15 protein-coding genes are annotated in these 15,454 nt (G+C 63.7%); 1 reads left to right on the top strand and 14 read right to left on the bottom strand.

Annotated elements, in window-relative coordinates; translation table 11 throughout:
* Positions 1 to 56: 56 nt before the first annotated feature.
* The 6 genes from truB to rimP form a co-directional block, all read right to left on the bottom strand.
* Complete coding sequence (gene truB, locus DES43_RS14820) at positions 57 to 1,010, bottom strand: tRNA pseudouridine(55) synthase TruB (RefSeq protein WP_035023418.1); 954 nt, start codon at positions 1,008 to 1,010, stop codon at positions 57 to 59.
* On the bottom strand, positions 1,010 to 1,414 hold the full coding sequence (rbfA, locus tag DES43_RS14825) for a 30S ribosome-binding factor RbfA (RefSeq protein ID WP_035023420.1): 405 nt from the start codon (positions 1,412 to 1,414) through the stop codon (positions 1,010 to 1,012). The genes truB and rbfA overlap by 1 nt, the downstream gene beginning before the upstream one ends.
* A gap of 188 nt (positions 1,415 to 1,602) precedes the next feature.
* Complete coding sequence (gene infB, locus DES43_RS14830) at positions 1,603 to 4,203, bottom strand: translation initiation factor IF-2 (RefSeq protein ID WP_035023422.1); 2,601 nt, start codon at positions 4,201 to 4,203, stop codon at positions 1,603 to 1,605.
* Positions 4,200 to 4,850: an RNA-binding protein gene (locus DES43_RS14835; RefSeq protein WP_035023424.1), complete on the bottom strand. Its 651-nt coding sequence runs from the start codon at positions 4,848 to 4,850 to the stop codon at positions 4,200 to 4,202. The genes infB and DES43_RS14835 overlap by 4 nt, the downstream gene beginning before the upstream one ends.
* A 32-nt stretch (positions 4,851 to 4,882) precedes the next feature.
* A complete protein-coding gene (gene nusA, locus DES43_RS14840) occupies positions 4,883 to 6,475 on the bottom strand; it encodes a transcription termination factor NusA (protein ID WP_035023565.1) in 1,593 nt (530 codons plus the stop codon).
* Between the two features lie 38 nt (positions 6,476 to 6,513).
* Positions 6,514 to 7,179: a ribosome maturation factor RimP gene (rimP, locus tag DES43_RS14845; protein ID WP_051520375.1), complete on the bottom strand. Its 666-nt coding sequence runs from the start codon at positions 7,177 to 7,179 to the stop codon at positions 6,514 to 6,516.
* Positions 7,180 to 7,446: 267 nt separating this feature from the next.
* Between rimP and DES43_RS22440 the strand changes: the two genes are divergently transcribed.
* On the top strand, positions 7,447 to 7,611 hold the full coding sequence (locus DES43_RS22440; protein ID WP_166647762.1) for a hypothetical protein: 165 nt from the start codon (positions 7,447 to 7,449) through the stop codon (positions 7,609 to 7,611).
* Positions 7,612 to 7,689: 78 nt separating this feature from the next.
* Here DES43_RS22440 and DES43_RS14850 read toward each other — a convergent pair whose 3' ends face one another.
* The 8 genes from DES43_RS14850 to DES43_RS22725 form a co-directional block, all read right to left on the bottom strand.
* Positions 7,690 to 9,234 (bottom strand): tripartite tricarboxylate transporter permease, encoded by a 1,545-nt coding sequence (locus DES43_RS14850; RefSeq protein WP_035023431.1) that lies wholly within the window; start codon positions 9,232 to 9,234, stop codon positions 7,690 to 7,692.
* A 12-nt stretch (positions 9,235 to 9,246) separates the two neighbouring features.
* On the bottom strand, positions 9,247 to 9,732 hold the full coding sequence (locus DES43_RS14855; protein WP_035023433.1) for a tripartite tricarboxylate transporter TctB family protein: 486 nt from the start codon (positions 9,730 to 9,732) through the stop codon (positions 9,247 to 9,249).
* A complete protein-coding gene (locus tag DES43_RS14860) occupies positions 9,729 to 10,673 on the bottom strand; it encodes a Bug family tripartite tricarboxylate transporter substrate binding protein (RefSeq protein ID WP_133675758.1) in 945 nt (314 codons plus the stop codon). Before DES43_RS14860 ends, DES43_RS14855 begins: the two co-directional genes overlap by 4 nt.
* Before the next feature lie 161 nt (positions 10,674 to 10,834).
* Positions 10,835 to 11,536 carry a tRNA (guanosine(46)-N7)-methyltransferase TrmB gene (gene trmB, locus DES43_RS14865; RefSeq protein ID WP_035023437.1) on the bottom strand — a complete coding sequence of 234 codons (702 nt, stop codon included), beginning with the start codon at positions 11,534 to 11,536 and terminating at the stop codon, positions 10,835 to 10,837.
* 17 nt (positions 11,537 to 11,553) lie between these two features.
* Positions 11,554 to 12,819: a methionine adenosyltransferase gene (metK, locus tag DES43_RS14870; protein WP_035023439.1), complete on the bottom strand. Its 1,266-nt coding sequence runs from the start codon at positions 12,817 to 12,819 to the stop codon at positions 11,554 to 11,556.
* 147 nt (positions 12,820 to 12,966) lie between these two features.
* Positions 12,967 to 13,389 carry a helix-turn-helix domain-containing protein gene (locus DES43_RS14875; protein ID WP_035023441.1) on the bottom strand — a complete coding sequence of 141 codons (423 nt, stop codon included), beginning with the start codon at positions 13,387 to 13,389 and terminating at the stop codon, positions 12,967 to 12,969.
* 137 nt (positions 13,390 to 13,526) lie between these two features.
* Positions 13,527 to 15,119 carry an apolipoprotein N-acyltransferase gene (gene lnt / locus DES43_RS14880; RefSeq protein WP_035023443.1) on the bottom strand — a complete coding sequence of 531 codons (1,593 nt, stop codon included), beginning with the start codon at positions 15,117 to 15,119 and terminating at the stop codon, positions 13,527 to 13,529.
* Between the two features lie 107 nt (positions 15,120 to 15,226).
* Positions 15,227 to 15,454, bottom strand: a 228-nt coding sequence (locus tag DES43_RS22725) for a hypothetical protein (RefSeq protein WP_208110844.1), incomplete at its 5' end; no start/stop codon positions are given.

Here is a 15,454-nt window from a genome sequence, read left to right on the forward strand (position 1 = left end):
TTTGTTTTCACTGCATTTATGCGACGCCAAATGTTTCATTGTGGCGGCAAAACACTCTAGCAGGTGAAGACGCGCTTCGGCTTGAACATGCCCTGTTCGATCGCGCCGATCGCCACCAGCCGGCCGCGCGCCGTGATGCAGGCTTCGTCAGCTTCCACAGGCGCGTCACGCCCCCGGATAACCACCGGATTGCCGAGCCGGATGCGGTTGGCGGCATCGTCGCCGACAGGAACCTGCGGCAGGCTTTCCAGCGCGGCCAGCGTCTCCACAAGCAAATCGTCGAGCGCAGCGAAACGGGCGCCGGGCATCCGCTCCTCGCCCTCGGCCGGCGGCGGCGGGACGGCCGCCTCCAGTTCCTCCAGCGTGACGAAATCGTCCGGCGTGAAGGGATAGACCTCGGTGCGGCGCAGATCGGCAATGTGGCCGAAACAGCCGAGATCGCGCCCCATGTCGCGGGCCAGGCTGCGCACATAGGTGCCCTTGCCGCACTCGACCTCGAACAACGTCCTGTCGGCCTCGTGCAAAACGATCTCCAAACGTGCAATCTCAACCTCGCGCGGTGGAATATCGACCGTCTCACCCTCGCGGGCGATGTCGTAGGCGCGCTCGCCGGCAATCTTGATGGCCGAGAACTGCGGCGGAACCTGCTGGATCACGCCGGTATATTTGGGCAGCAGGGCGCCCACCTCATCTTCCGAGGGGCGTTTTTCAGAAGTTTTCGTTACCGGACCTTCGAGATCGTCCGTCGAGCGTTCCTCGCCCCATGCGACCGTGAAACGATAGACCTTCGCGCCATCCTGCACATAGGGAACAGTCTTGGTCGCTTCGCCCAGCGCGATCGGCAGCATGCCGGAGGCCAGCGGATCGAGGGTTCCGGCATGGCCGGCCTTTTCGGCCTGAAACAGCCACTTGATCTTCGACACCGCTTCGGTCGAGCCGAGCCCCACCGGCTTGTCGAGCACCACCCAGCCGGAGACCGGCCGGCCCTTCTTTTTCCCTCGGCGCGCCACTATTGCTTGTCCTCGTCCTCTTGACCGAGATCGCGCGCCACCTCCGGCGAATGGAGAAGCTCGTTGATCTTCTGGAAATTGTCGTAACTGGTATCCAGCCGGAAGCGGAATTCCGGCATGTATTTCATCTGTCTCAGCGCCGGCGACATGCGCCCGCGAATGAAGCGGGCATGCCTGTTGAGCGCCGCGATGACAGCGGCATCGTCCTTCGCGCCGAGCGGGGCGACGAAAGCAGTCGCGATCTTGAGGTCGGGCGACATGCGCACCTCGGAAACCGAGATCACAGTCGTCTCGATGAGATCGTCGCGAACCTCGCCGCGCTGGAGCATTTCGGCCAGCGCATGGCGCACCTGTTCGCCAACGCGCAACATGCGTTGCGAAGGGCCTTTGCCTGTATTGGACATCTCTTCAATCCTGAACACGCGGGGCCGGAATTGGACCGTACCTCGCCCGGAACATTAAAGCGCTGTTCGCTTTAAGTCATTGTTTCCACGCAATTCCGGACGCAAAACCGCTTCGCACTTTTGCCGGAATTGCTCTAAAGGAATGGCGGCCGTACCGGCCGCCACTCGCAAGGCTGCCTGACGGCAGATTACAGCTTGCGGGCCACCATCTCGACGCGGAAGCACTCGATGACGTCGCCAGCCTGAATGTTCTCGTAGTTCTGGAACGCCATGCCGCATTCCTGACCGACCGGAACCTCGGAGACCTCGTCCTTGAAGCGCTTCAGGGTCTTGAGCGTGCCTTCGTGGATGACGACGTTGTCGCGGATCAGGCGCACGCCCGCACCGCGCTCCACCCTGCCCTCGGTGACGCGGCAACCCGCGATCTTGCCCACCTTGGTGATGTTGAACACCTCGAGAATCTCCGCGTTGCCGAGGAAAGTCTCGCGGCGCTCGGGCGAGAGCATGCCCGACATCGCATCCTTGATGTCGTCGATCAGGCTGTAGATCACGTTGTAGTAACGGATCTCGATCCCTGCGGCCTCGGCTGCCTGGCGCGCCTGTGTATTGGCACGCACGTTGAAGCCGATGATGACGGCGCCGGAGGTCTCGGCCAGAGACACGTCGGTTTCGGTGATGCCGCCGGCGGCCGAATGGACGATCCGCACGCGGACCTCATCGGTCCCGAGTTCTTCCAGCGCCACGTTGATCGCCTCGACCGAGCCCGACACGTCGCCCTTGATGACCAGCGGGAATTCCTTGAGGTTGCTGGTCTGCAGCTGCGACATCATCTGTTCCAGCGAGCCGCGCTGGCCGGCGTGCCTGGCGGCAGCCTTGTCGCGCGCCTTGCGCTGGCGATACTCGGTGATCTCGCGGGCGCGGGCCTCGTTGTTCACCACAGCGAAGCGGTCGCCGGCGCGGGGCGTGCCCTGCATGCCGAGAATCTCGACAGGCATCGACGGACCGGCTTCCTCCACATGTTCGCCACGGTCGTCGACCAGCGCGCGCACGCGGCCCCACTCGTTGCCGGCAACGAGAATATCGCCGGGCATAAGCGTACCGGTCTGCACCAGGACGGTCGCCACCGGACCACGCCCCTTGTCGAGCTGGGCCTCGATGACCACGCCTTCCGAGGTGCGGTCGGGATTGGACTTCAGGTCGAGAATTTCGGCCTGAAGCAGGATAGCCTCGAGCAGCTTGTCGATGCCGGCCCCGGTCTTGGCCGAAACCTCGACGTCCAGAACCTCGCCACCCATGGATTCGACGAACACCTCGTGCTGGAGAAGCTGGGTGCGCACCTTCTGCGGATCGGCGCTCGGCTTGTCGACCTTGTTGATGGCCACGATGATCGGCACGTTGGCCGCCTTGGCATGGCTGATCGACTCGATCGTCTGCGGCATCACGCTGTCGTCGGCCGCGACCACCAGAATGGCAATGTCGGTGGCCTGCGCACCGCGGGCGCGCATGGCCGTGAAAGCCGCGTGGCCGGGGGTGTCGATGAAGGTGATCTTCTGACCGTCCTTCTCCACCTGATAGGCGCCGATATGCTGGGTGATGCCGCCGGCTTCGCCGGACTGCACCCTGGCATGTCGAATGGCGTCGAGCAGCGATGTCTTGCCGTGGTCGACATGGCCCATGATGGTGACGACCGGCGGACGGGAAACCAGATCCTCGTCATTGTCGGCAATGTTGAACAGGCCTTCCTCGATATCGGAGTCGGCCACCCGCTTCACGGTATGACCGAATTCGGTCGCGACCAGTTCGGCCGTATCGGCGTCAATGACGTCGCCCGGCTTCATCATCTGGCCCTGCTTCATGAAGAACTTGACCACGTCCACCGCACGCTCGGACATGCGCTGCGCCAGTTCCTGGATGGTGATCGTCTCCGGCAATGTCACTTCGCGCATAACCTTTTCGCGGGGCTCCTGATACATGGCCCGCTTGAATTTCTCCTGCCGGCGACGCATCGCCGAAAGCGAGCGGGCGCGGGCATCGCCATCCTCGGAGGACAACGCGCTGGTGAGTGTGAGCTTGCCGCGACGGCGGTCTTCCTCGCCCTTGGCCTTGGCCGGGCGGGCGACCTCGGGCGTGGCAATGCGGCGCGGCGGCAAGGCCGGAGCTGCTGCGCCACCGGCGCGCTTGACGGGTTTGGCCTCCTCCTCCTCATCGTCCACGACAGGTGCGGCCGGCGCGCGGCGGCGGGCTTCCTCCTCGGCGCGGCGGCGGGATTCGGCCTCGGCCTGAAGGCGGGCCTGCTCCTCGGCCTGGCGGCGTGCGGACTCCTCACGCTCGCGCTTGCGGCGTTCCTCTTCCTCGGCACGGCGGCGCGCATCCTCGGCAGCGCGGGCACGCTCCTCGGCCTCGCGCGACTGGGCGCCCTGAAGCGCGCGGCGGCGGGCTTCCATCTCGTCGCGCGAAAGCTCGTTCAGGACCAGACGCTCGGCGGGCTGCGGCGCGGGCGGCGGCGCAACCTTCGGCGCTTCGCGAACGGCGGGAGCGGCAGGGGCGACGACCGGCGCGGGGGCCTCGGGCGCGGGGGCCTGCGGCTTCGGCGCGAAAACGGACGGCTCCGGCTTCTCACCGGGGATGCTGAACTTGCGCTTCTTGGTCTCGACAACGACCGACTTGGTGCGCCCGTGCGAGAAGTTCTGGCGCACGGTTCCCTGTTCCAGCCCCGGACGCTTCAGCGTCAGCGTCTTCTTCGGCGTCACGCTCAAAGTCTTGTCGTCGCCCGATTTCGTATCGCTCATTCCCAATCCTCTGCGGCATCATCCTCGCTGACGACCGCCGCAAGCGTCGCCAGATCGTCCGGGGATCCGCCCCGGTATCGGTCGAGCGCAACCATGCGCTTCTGAACCGCCGCGCCCGCGTCGGACGCGAGAACGGCTGCATGTATCACATTTGTGCCCCCCAATGCCAAACCCAATTCAGCCTCGGGGAAAAGTTTGTAGGCACGGATCGCGGGACCGCCCAGATGCACCGTCGCACGCCGGGCCTGGCTGATCTTGCGGACGCCATCTTCCGCGGCTTCCATGGCATGGAGAACCAGCAGCGCAGCGCCGCTGCGCACCGCGTCTTCCACCTTGGTTGCTCCGGAAACGACCGCACCGGCCTTCCGGGCAAGCCCAAGCATGCCCAGAGCAGACCGCGCCAGCAACCTGTCGACCATGGCGCCGAACTCCGGCGGCACCTCGACCCTGGCCTTGAAAGCGCGTGAAAACAGGTTTTTCGCCGCCGCCTGGTCCACATGTAGGCGATCGGCGCTCACCCAGCAACCACGGCCGGGCAGATTCCGCTTGAGATCGGGGACGACGACCGAATCCGGGCCGACGACGAAACGGATCAGATCATCCGTTTCGGCAGTCTTCCTTGTGACGATGCAGGTGCGATCGTTCATATCCGGCAAATGGCGTCCCGATCCTCATCACGTTAAGCTTCGGCTTCGGCGTCGGCCTCATCGGAGGCATCCGCTTCGTCCTCGGTGATCCAGCCGGCCCGGAGGCGCGCTGCCATGATCATCTGCTCGGCATCGGCGTGGGAAATGCCATGCGGAGCCAGCACGCCCGGATAGACCTTGGTCTCGCCGTCCTTGCGCTCCTTCCAGCCGGCGAGATCGTCGGCTGCATAGCCGGCGAAGTCCTCGACCGTCTTCACGCCGTCCTCGCCGAGCGTCACCATCATGGCGGTGGTCACGCCCGGGATCTCGCGAAGCTCGTCCTCGACGCCAAGCTCCCTGCGCTTCGCGTCATGCTCGGCCTCGATGCGCTCCAGATATTCGCGGGCGCGGGTCTGGATCTCGGCGGCGGTCTCCTCGTCGAAGCCGTCGATGGACGAAATCTCGTCGCTGTCGACATAGGCGACTTCCTCGACGCTGGTAAAGCCCTCGGAGGCCAGCACCTGGCCGACCATCTCGTCCACGTCGAGCGCTTCCATGAACAGGTTGGAGCGCTCCACGAATTCCTTCTGGCGGCGCTCGCTTTCCTCCTGCTCGGTCAGGATGTCGATGTCCCAGCCGGTGAGCTGCGAGGCGAGGCGCACGTTCTGGCCGCGGCGGCCGATGGCCAGCGAAAGCTGATCGTCCGGCACCACCACCTCGATGCGCTCGGCATCCTCGTCCAGAACCACCTTGGCGACCTCGGCCGGCTGAAGCGCGTTGACGATGAAGGAAGCGGCCGAAGGCGACCACGGAATGATGTCGATCTTCTCGCCCTGAAGCTCGCCGACGACGGCCTGAACGCGCGAGCCGCGCATGCCGACACAGGCGCCCACGGGATCGATGGACGAGTCGCGCGAAATGACGGCGATCTTGGCGCGCGAACCCGGATCGCGGGCCACGGACTTGATCTCGATGATGCCGTCATAGATCTCCGGCACTTCCATGGTGAACAGCTTGGCCATGAACTGCGGATGGGTGCGCGACAGGAAGATCTGCGGGCCGCGCTGCTCGCGGCGCACGTCGTAGACATAGGCGCGCACGCGGTCGCCATACTTATAGATTTCGCGCGGAATCAGTTCGTCGCGGCGGATGATGCCCTCGCCACGGCCGAGGTCGACGATGACGTTGCCATATTCGACGCGCTTGACGGTGCCGTTGACGATTTCGCCGATGCGATCCTTGTATTCGTCATACTGGCGGTCGCGCTCGGCCTCGCGCACCTTCTGGACGATGACCTGCTTGGCCGACTGGGCGGCGATGCGGCCGAAATCCATCGGCGGAAGCTGCTCGGCGATGAAGTCGCCGATCTGGGCGTCGGGGTTGCGCTCGCGGGCGGTGACCAGCGCGATCTGGGTGGCGTAGTCCTCGACCTTCTCGACGACCTCCATCAGGCGCTGGAGCTTCATCTCGCCTGTCTGCGGGTTGATGTCGGCGCGGATATTGGTCTCCAGACCGTAGCGCGAGCGCGCCGCCTTCTGGATGGCGTCGGCCATGGCGTCGATGACGATCTGCTTGTCGATCGACTTCTCGCGCGCGACCGCATCGGCAATCTGCAGCAGTTCGAGCCTGTTTGCGCTTACAACCATGTCTTTCTCCCTGAACCGGGCCGCTTCGTCGCGACGGTTCAATTCGCTTCGTATTCGTTTCCGTCTTCGGCGTCGTCTTCAAACGCCTCGTCGGTTTCGTCCTGACGCTTCTTCGCTTCCTTGCGGGCGCGGTTGTCCTTCGACAGCGCATCGCGGATGAGGTCGTCCGTAAGGATCAGGCGCGCCTCGGCAATCGTATCGAAGGGCACGCGCACCGAAGGCTCCTCGCCATAGGCGGGCACATCGCGCAGCACCAGAATGCCTTCCTCGTCGACCTCGGTGATGCGGCCCTTGAAGCGCTTGCGCTCGGCAACGAGCGTCGAGGTCTCCATCTTCACCAGATGGCCGAGCCAGATGGCGAAATCGCTCCTGCGCACCAGCGGCCGGTCGATGCCCGGCGAGGACACTTCGAGATGATACGCCTTTTCGATGGGATCTTCCACATCGAGCGCCGGCGAGACGGCGCGGCTTACTTCCTCGCAGTCCTCGACGGTCATCGTGCCGTCGTTGCGTTCGGCCATGATCTGCAGCGTCAATCCGTTCTGGCCGGAAAGCCGTACGCGCACCAGCCGGAAACCGATGCCGCGCAGCACCGGCAGGATGATCGCGGCGATGCGCGCCTCGATGCCGCTTTCGCGGATGATGCGGTCATCTCCGCTTTCGCGAGCGGGACTATCGTCGCCGGAAACTTCGCCTGACGTCATGTTCTTCCTGATCCGAAGGCCGGCAGGTAACAAAAAAGAGCGGGACCGGATGGACCCACTCTTCGTCATACCGACCAAGAATTTGCACGCTATATAGACGAAGTGCGCGTCTGGTTCAATAGCATGCACCCGTCATCCGCAATTCGCAGAGGTGTGCGGCTGGCGCAAGGCACACATGCGGTTCACGCTCTGGAACAACGGGCCCATGCCTCCTACATTCATGCTGCATTGCACAAAGCGATATGCGATGCAGAAAAAGGAAAGACAATGACCCGCTACAAGCCGTTCAACCGAATCGGCGCCTTCCTCGACGTGATGGGCAGCGCCATCGCCGCCGCCAATGCGGTGGAGCGCGGCGTCACCCCGAAAGCCCGCCACCTGCGCAAGCTCGGCATTGACCCGAAGCAGTTCGGCGAAATCCGCCTGAGCTGACGAGGCGCCGGACACTGCCTGAAAGACCAGGGGGCGCCCTTGCGGACGCCCCTTTCGTTTTTCCTGCCGGCTGCCGGTTCAATCCTCGTCGGTCGCGAACTGGGCAAGCATCCTGCCTTTGCCCCTGGCGCGCAGGTAAAGCGGCAGCACCACAGCGAGGAGCGCAAGCACCCAGAGCAGGATGGCGATCCAGGAATGGAACAGGGCCATCGGATCGCCCTGGCTGATCTGCAACGCCTGCCTCAGGCTTTTCTCCGCCATCGGCCCGAGGATGAGGCCGACGACGACCGGCGCAATCGGATAGCCGAAACGGCGCAGCCCGTAGCCCAGCACGCCGAACAGCATCAGCAGGAGCAGGCCGAAGGACACGGGTACCGGTCCGAGGAAGAAGGTCGAGCCATCGGCGCCGATGGTGCCCAGCGTGGCGAACACCAGAATGCCCGCATAGAGCCAGGGCTTGGGTATGGACAGCAGCTTCACCCACAGGCCGATCAGCGGCAGGTTGAGCACCAGCAGTATGAAGTTGGCCACCAGCAGACTTGCGATCAGACCCCAGACCAGCGGTGCGTTGGTGGCAAACAGCAACGGGCCCGGCTGAAGACCGAACTGCTGGAAGCCGGCCAGCATGATCGCCGCGGTCGCCGTCGTCGGCAGGCCAAGCGTCAGCAACGGCACCAGCGTGCCGGCTGCCGATGCGTTGTTAGCCGCTTCCGGCCCGGCCACGCCTTCGATGGCGCCCGTGCCGAACTCCTCGGGGTGCTTGGAGAAATTCTTCTCCGCAGAATAGGACAGGAAGCTCGACACATCGGCGCCGCCCGCAGGCATGGCCCCGATGGGAAAGCCGATGGCGGTGCCGCGCAGCCACGGCACCCATGAGCGGCGCCAGTCCTCGCGGCTCATCCACACCGATCCCCTGACTGTCTCCACCTTGTCCTCGCCGGTCGCGCGCTGGGCGACGACCGTGAACGTCTCGCCGATGGCGAACAGCGCGACCGCCAGCGTCGTCACGGATATCCCGTCGAAAAGATTGGGCATTCCGAAAGTGAGCCGCGCCTGCCCCGTCAGCTGGTCGATGCCGATGAGGCCGAGCGCCAGACCGATGAACAGCGAGGTAATGCCACGCAGGGTCGATTCGCCGAAGGCGGCCGAAACGGTCATGAACGCCAGCAGCATAAGCGCGAAATATTCGGACGGGCCGAAGGAGAGCGCGAACTTCACCACCGAAGGCGCGACAAAGGCAAGGCCCAGCGTCGCGATCAGGCCGGCCACGAAGGACCCGATTGCCGCGGTGGCGAGCGCCGGTCCGGCCCGGCCGGATTTGGCCATCTTGTTGCCTTCCAGCGCGGTGACGATCGAGGCGCTTTCCCCCGGCGTGTTGAGCAGGATCGAGGTGGTCGAACCGCCATACATGCCGCCATAGTAGATGCCGGCGAACATGATGAGCGAACCGGCCGGATCGAGCTTGTAGGTGACGGGCAGGAGCAGCGCCACGGTCAGCGCCGGCCCGATGCCCGGCAGAACGCCGACTGCCGTTCCGAGCGTGACGCCGATCAGTGCATAGAGCAGGTTGGATGGCTCCATCGCCACCAGCAGGCCCTGTGCGAGCAGGCTGAAGGTATCCATTGCGGGCCTCCGTCAGAACAGCCGCTCGAGCGGGCCGGCAGGCAATGTCAGTTGCAGGCCCTTGGCGAACATCAGCCACACCAGCAGCGCGAAGACCACGCCGGCGGGAAAGGTCTTCCACAGGGCACCCTTGCCGAATGCACGCGCCGTGGCGGCAAACAACAGGCCGGTGGAAAGGGAGAAGCCAATTGTCTTCATGGTCAGCATCTGCGCGACCAGACCGCCGAGCACCCACAGCATGGGCGGGAAATCCTGCGCCTCCCGCTCGGGAAAATGTCCGCGCATGGCCTCGATCGCCGTCAGGATCGACAGGATGAAAAGACCGCCGGCAATGATGTAGGGAAAGGTCTTGGGACCGACCGGCGAATAGCCGGCCACGCCGCCCGCCTGCGATGTGCTCCATGCGATGACGATGGCGACGGCAGCCAGAGCTGCCGCTATGCCCAGCGCCGCCCTGTCGGGACGGCGCCGGGTGTTACGCGAGCCGGACTCGCTCATTTGACGAGGCCGATCTCTTTAAGGATCGCCGTCGTCGCTTCGGTGTCCGCCTTGAGCTGCTCGGCGAAGGCGTCACCGGCCAGATAGGTGTCGGCCCAACCCTTTTCCGTCAGGATTTTCTGCCAGCTTTCCGACTTGGCCATCTTCTCGATGTCAGCCAGGATCGCAGCCTTCTGCTCGTCCGTGATGCCGGGGGCTGCGGCGACCATGCGCCAGTTCTGGATCGAGACGTCCACGCCGCCTTCCTTGAAGGTCGGGGCATCGATGCCCTCGACGCGCTCGTCGCTGGAGATGCCGATGATGCGCAGCGTGCCTGCCTCGATCTGCGCGGCGAACTCGCCGTAGCCGGAAATGCCGACGGTGACCTGATTGCCGAGAATGGCGGCCAGCGCCTCGCCGCCGCCGGAGAAGGCGATGTAGTTGACTTTTGTCGGATCGACGCCGGCAGCCTTGGCGATCAGACCCGCGGTGATGTGGTCGGTGCCGCCGGCCGAGCCGCCAGCCCACGAGACGCTGCCGGGATCGGCCTTCAGCTTTTCGACGAGACCGGACATGTCCTTGATGTCGGAAGCGGCGGGCACGACGATCACCTCATATTCACCCGTCAGCCGCGCGATCGGCGTCACCTGATCGAGCGTGACCGGCGAGTTATTGGTCAGGATCGCGCCGACCATGACATAACCGCCGACGATGAGTTGCGAAGGATCGCCGGAGGACTGGTTGACGAACTGGGCATGGCCGATGGTGCCTCCGGCACCCGGTACGTTCAGAACCTGAACGCTGTTGGAAATTTTCTCATCCTGCAGCGCCGTCTGCATGGAGCGCGCGGTCTGGTCCCAGCCGCCGCCGGGTGCTGCCGGAGCCATGATCTTGTAATCTTCAGCCATGGCCGGAAGGGCCATTGCACCGGCGATGATGGATGCCCACACGAACTGCTTCACTGGATTTCCTCCCTTGGAGCCCGCCCCTGGGCGGGCTGAACAATGCCGGCTCCCGTGCCGGCCGGCTCATCGCTGAACCTCAGGGCACAACGTGGCATCAGATGCAAAAGGGCGCAAGCACCCTCATCCTAAGGCCAGGGATACAGATAACAGAAAGGATTTCAGGCGCGCCGGAAGGTCAGGTAGGCCGGGGGGCGCCCCTCGCGCACGGCCTTGGCCTCATAGCGCGTGCCGGGCCAGCCCTCATAGGGCGTGTGCCAGTCCGCCTCGCCAGCCTGCCACTCGAAAGCGCCATGCGCGCGGCAATGCAGCAGCGTCCAGTTCACATAGGTGTCGATATCGGAGGCGAAGCGGAAACGCCCGCCCGGCTTCAGCACCCGGGCGAACCGGTCGAGGTTGGCCGCATTGACGAAACGCCGCTTCCAGTGCCGTTTCTTCGGCCAGGGATCGGGATAGAAGAGATCGATGCCGTCGAGCGAAGCTGCGGGCAGCCAGTCGAGCAGCAGCGTGGCATCGTCGTTGAACAACCTGATGTTGGCGAGCGGCTGACGCTCCAGCGCAGCCGTCATCTTGGCCATGCCATTGACGAAGGGCTCCACCCCGATGAAACCGGTGTCGGGATGGGTTGCCGCCTCATGCAGCAGGTGCTCGCCGCCGCCGAAACCGATCTCCAGCCGCAGCCGCGTCACCTCGGCGGAAAACAGCCGGCGCAGATCGTCCGGCGCAGGACCGGAAAGGTCGAGACCCAGCGTTCCCAGCCCGGAGGCGAGCGCTTCCGTCTGGCCGGACCGCAAGGGCTTTCCCTTGCGGCGGCCGAAAAAGGCTTCGCTGGCGCGGCCGGATCTGGTTTCCCGGGGAGACACGACTTCAGATACCCCGATCAGCCGGCGACGGCTTCCCTGAGCGCCTTCACCAGATCGGTCTTCTCCCACGAGAACGAACCGTCGCGGCCGGGCTTGCGGCCGAAATGGCCGTAGGCGGACGTCCGGGCGTAAATCGGCTTGTTGAGGTCGAGGTGGCGGCGGATGCCGCTCGGCGACAGGTCCATGACCTTGCGTAGGGCCTCTTCCAGAACCGATTCCTCAACCTTGCCGGTACCGTGCAGGTCGACATAGACCGAAAGCGGCTGGGCAACGCCGATGGCGTAGGAGAGCTGGATGGTGCAGCGGTCGGCCAGTTTCGCGGCCACCACGTTCTTGGCGAGATAGCGCGCCGCATAGGCCGCCGAGCGGTCGACCTTGGTGGTGTCCTTGCCGGAAAATGCGCCGCCGCCATGCGGGGCCGCACCGCCATAGGTGTCGACGATGATCTTGCGCCCGGTGAGGCCGGCGTCGCCGTCCGGGCCGCCGATGACGAACTTGCCGGTCGGGTTGATGTACCAGTTGCAGTCCTTGGCGATCTTCAGATCGCCGAGCGCCTCGCGGATATAGGGTTCCACGACCTGGCGGACCTTCTTCGAATCCCAGCTGCCGTCGAGATGCTGGGTCGAAAGGACGATCTGGGTGACTTCCGTGGCCTTGCCGTCCTCGTAGCGGACGGTGACCTGGCTCTTGGCGTCGGGACCGAGCTTGCCGACATCGCCCTCGCCCTTGTGGCGGGCGGCGGCCAGAAGCTCCAGGATCTTGTGGCTGTAGTAGATCGGAGCCGGCATCAGGTCCGGCGTCTCGCGGCAGGCATAGCCGAACATGATGCCCTGATCGCCCGCGCCTTCCTCGCCCTGACGGTCGGCGGCGTTGTCGACGCCCTGTCCGATGTCTGGCGACTGGCCGTGCAGCAGCACGTCGATCTTCGCCGTCTTCCAGTGGAAGCCGTCCTGCTGGTAGCCAATGGCCCTGATTGCCTTGCGCGCGGCAGCACGGATCTTGGACGGGTTGATGACGGCGTGGCCGGAGGCATCCTTGAGGATATTGCCGTCCTTGTCCTTCTTCAGCAGCGTATCGGGTACCCGCACTTCGCCGGCGATTACAACGCGGTTGGTGGTCGCCAGCGTCTCGCAGGCCACGCGCACCTTCCAGGGGTCCATACCGCTCTTTTTCGCCTCCCGGTAAACGAGGTCGACGATTTCATCGGATATGCGGTCGCAGACCTTGTCGGGATGCCCCTCGGACACGGATTCCGAGGTGAAAAGGTAGTTCAGACGGCTCACGGGATGTCCCCTCTGGAAATGCCGGAGCTCTGGCCCCGGCGTTGCGTCGATATGGCGCGCAACGTGTTAGCGGGGCAGTGCGCGAGTCGTCAAGCTGTGGGAAGGCCGCAGGGAAAGGACTTTCCCCGGCGAAGCCCGGAAGAGCATTTAATGGTCGCTATTGTCATCTGAAAGAGATTTGACAAGCTCCAGAATACGGCGGCGCACCTTGGGGTCGCCGATCCTGACGAAGGCACGATTGAGCTGGATGCCTTCCGCGCTGGAGCAGAACTCCATAACCGACGTCATGGAAGAGTCCTCGGACAGTCCTCCTATGGGCGTGTGCTCGTCAGTGGGCGCATTCTCGAAAAAAAACGCGGGGGGCACCTCCAGTATCGAGGCGATGGCCTGCAAACGGCTCGCACCCACACGGTTGGTGCCCTTCTCGTATTTCTGAATCTGCTGGAACGTGATGCCGAGGCTCTCACCCAGTTTTTCCTGGCTCATGCCAAGCATGTTCCTGCGCATGCGGATGCGACCGCCCACATGCGCGTCAATTGGATTCGGCTTCTTTTTGTTCTGTTCTGCCATTCGTTCCTCGCCGAATTCCTTCGGCTTTCTCTTGAGTATACGACTTATTGCATCGGCCTGCACGAGGCCCGAATGGTTCCAAAGCCTACTTCGAAATTGGTAATTTCGTACAATATGAAATTCTAATATACGAACTGTCAATTCGATTGTAGGCTTTGCCTTACATTCACGACAAGCGCTGTTGTCACAAGAACCAGCACCACGATTATGCCAATTATGCGACGGTGGTCATAATCTATGGTTTCCGCAAGGTAAACAGGCAGGCGGGCATCGATAACGCCCTGTGCATTCACAGCCAGCGCATCGACGACAATCCCGTGCTGCTCGACGATGCCCGAGACGCCGGTGTTTGCAGCCCTGAGCAAAGGTAAGCCGTTTTCGACACTGCGTATCTGGGCCTGCCGGAAATGCTGGTAAGGCCCGGCCGTGTTGCCGAACCATGCGTCGTTGGTGACATTGATCATGACCTGCGCGGCCGCGGAATCACGGGCGACCAGGCCGGGAAATATGACTTCGTAGCAGATGAAGGGCGCCGCCTTCGCGCCACCGGGAAGCTCGATATCCTTGCGGTGGCTGCCGGCTTCGAAATTCATCGGACCGGCGACGAACTGTTCCACACCGAAGGCTGCAAACAGGTCGGCGAAAGGAATGTACTCCCCGAACGGCACCAGATGCACCTTGTCGACGGCGTCGACGATCTCGCCACGATCGTTGATGGCGACGATGGAATTGTAATAGCGCGTTCGGGTTCCCGGCCCGGAAGCCGCCTCCTCGCGAACGATGCCGGCGAGCAGCAGTTGCCCCTCCTGCAACATCTCGCCGATTGCGGTCAGGGCGTCGGGGCGGTCCGTAAACAGAAAGGGGACAGAGGTTTCCGGCCAGATGATGAGTTGCGGACGTTCCCCCTCTCCGACGGGCGCACGCGATGAAAGGGCGAGCAGCGAGGCGAAGATACGATCGCGGACCTCCTTGTCCCATTTTTCGTTCAGATCGATGTTGGGCTGAACGATGCGGACGCTGATGTGATCATCGGCTTCCGGCACAGTTCTGGTAAGCCGATAATAACCGAAGCCGGCATGCGCGACCAGCAAGCCGGCAAGAAGCGCCGCACCGGCCCGTCGTCCGGATTTGTCGACGAGGAGGGCCGGCACCGCGAAGACGAATACGGCGAGCGCGTTCATGCCATCCATGCCGACGACGGACACGCTTTGCATCAGCATCGTCACCGGCATCGCCGCATAGCCGATGGCGTTCCATGGAAAGCCGGTGAAGATGAAGCCGCGCAGCCACTCGGCAAGAGCGAAACCCACTGCAAGCGCGGCGATCCGTCCGATGCCGCTGCTCCACATCGTGCGGGCGACCGCCGCCGCAAATCCGTAGAAAAAGGCCAGCAGCAGCGGAATGCCGACCATGGCAAACGGCAGCGCCCAGGCGAAGCTTTCCGCCTCCACCAGAAGCGCGGTTCCGATCCACCACAGGCCGCCGAGGAAATAGCCGAAGCCGAACCACCAGCCCACAGCGAATGCAGGCTTCAGCCGTCCGATACGGCTTGACGAACCGTCGCCGGTGGTGCCGTCGAGCAGCCAGACGAGTACGGGAAACGATATGAAGCACGCCGCCGAAAAGTCGTAGGGAGCCTGCCCAAGAACGGCGAGCATTCCGGCAAGGAAGGCGACCAACGCCCGCCGCCATCCCCAGAGCAGCACTATCCGGCCGGCAAGGCGTTGCATAAGACCTTCCGATCAACACGAATCACAGGCAAACCTAGAGCAATTCCAGAAAAATTGCGAAACGGTTTGTGTTCGGGATTGCGCCAAAACAAGGAGTTAGGGCGTTTTCACGTTTCGGCGAAAAACGAAGATGCTGTCACACGCGGGTGCTGACCGCAAAAAGCCTCCACCCAAACAGCACCTGCATCGGCGCGGCAGCGCTGCGCAGGCATCCGCATTGAGGCGGGACAAAGCACCCAGGAGACCTGTGCGCGGGTAGTGCTTTCCGATTGATTTTGTAGATTTTTCAGCATTGCTGGTGCTGTTTGTGCGCGAAGGTTTCCGGTCGGCCCCTG

The sequence above is a fragment of the Aquamicrobium defluvii genome (assembly GCF_004363725.1).
Classification (GTDB): domain Bacteria; phylum Pseudomonadota; class Alphaproteobacteria; order Rhizobiales; family Rhizobiaceae; genus Mesorhizobium; species Mesorhizobium defluvii.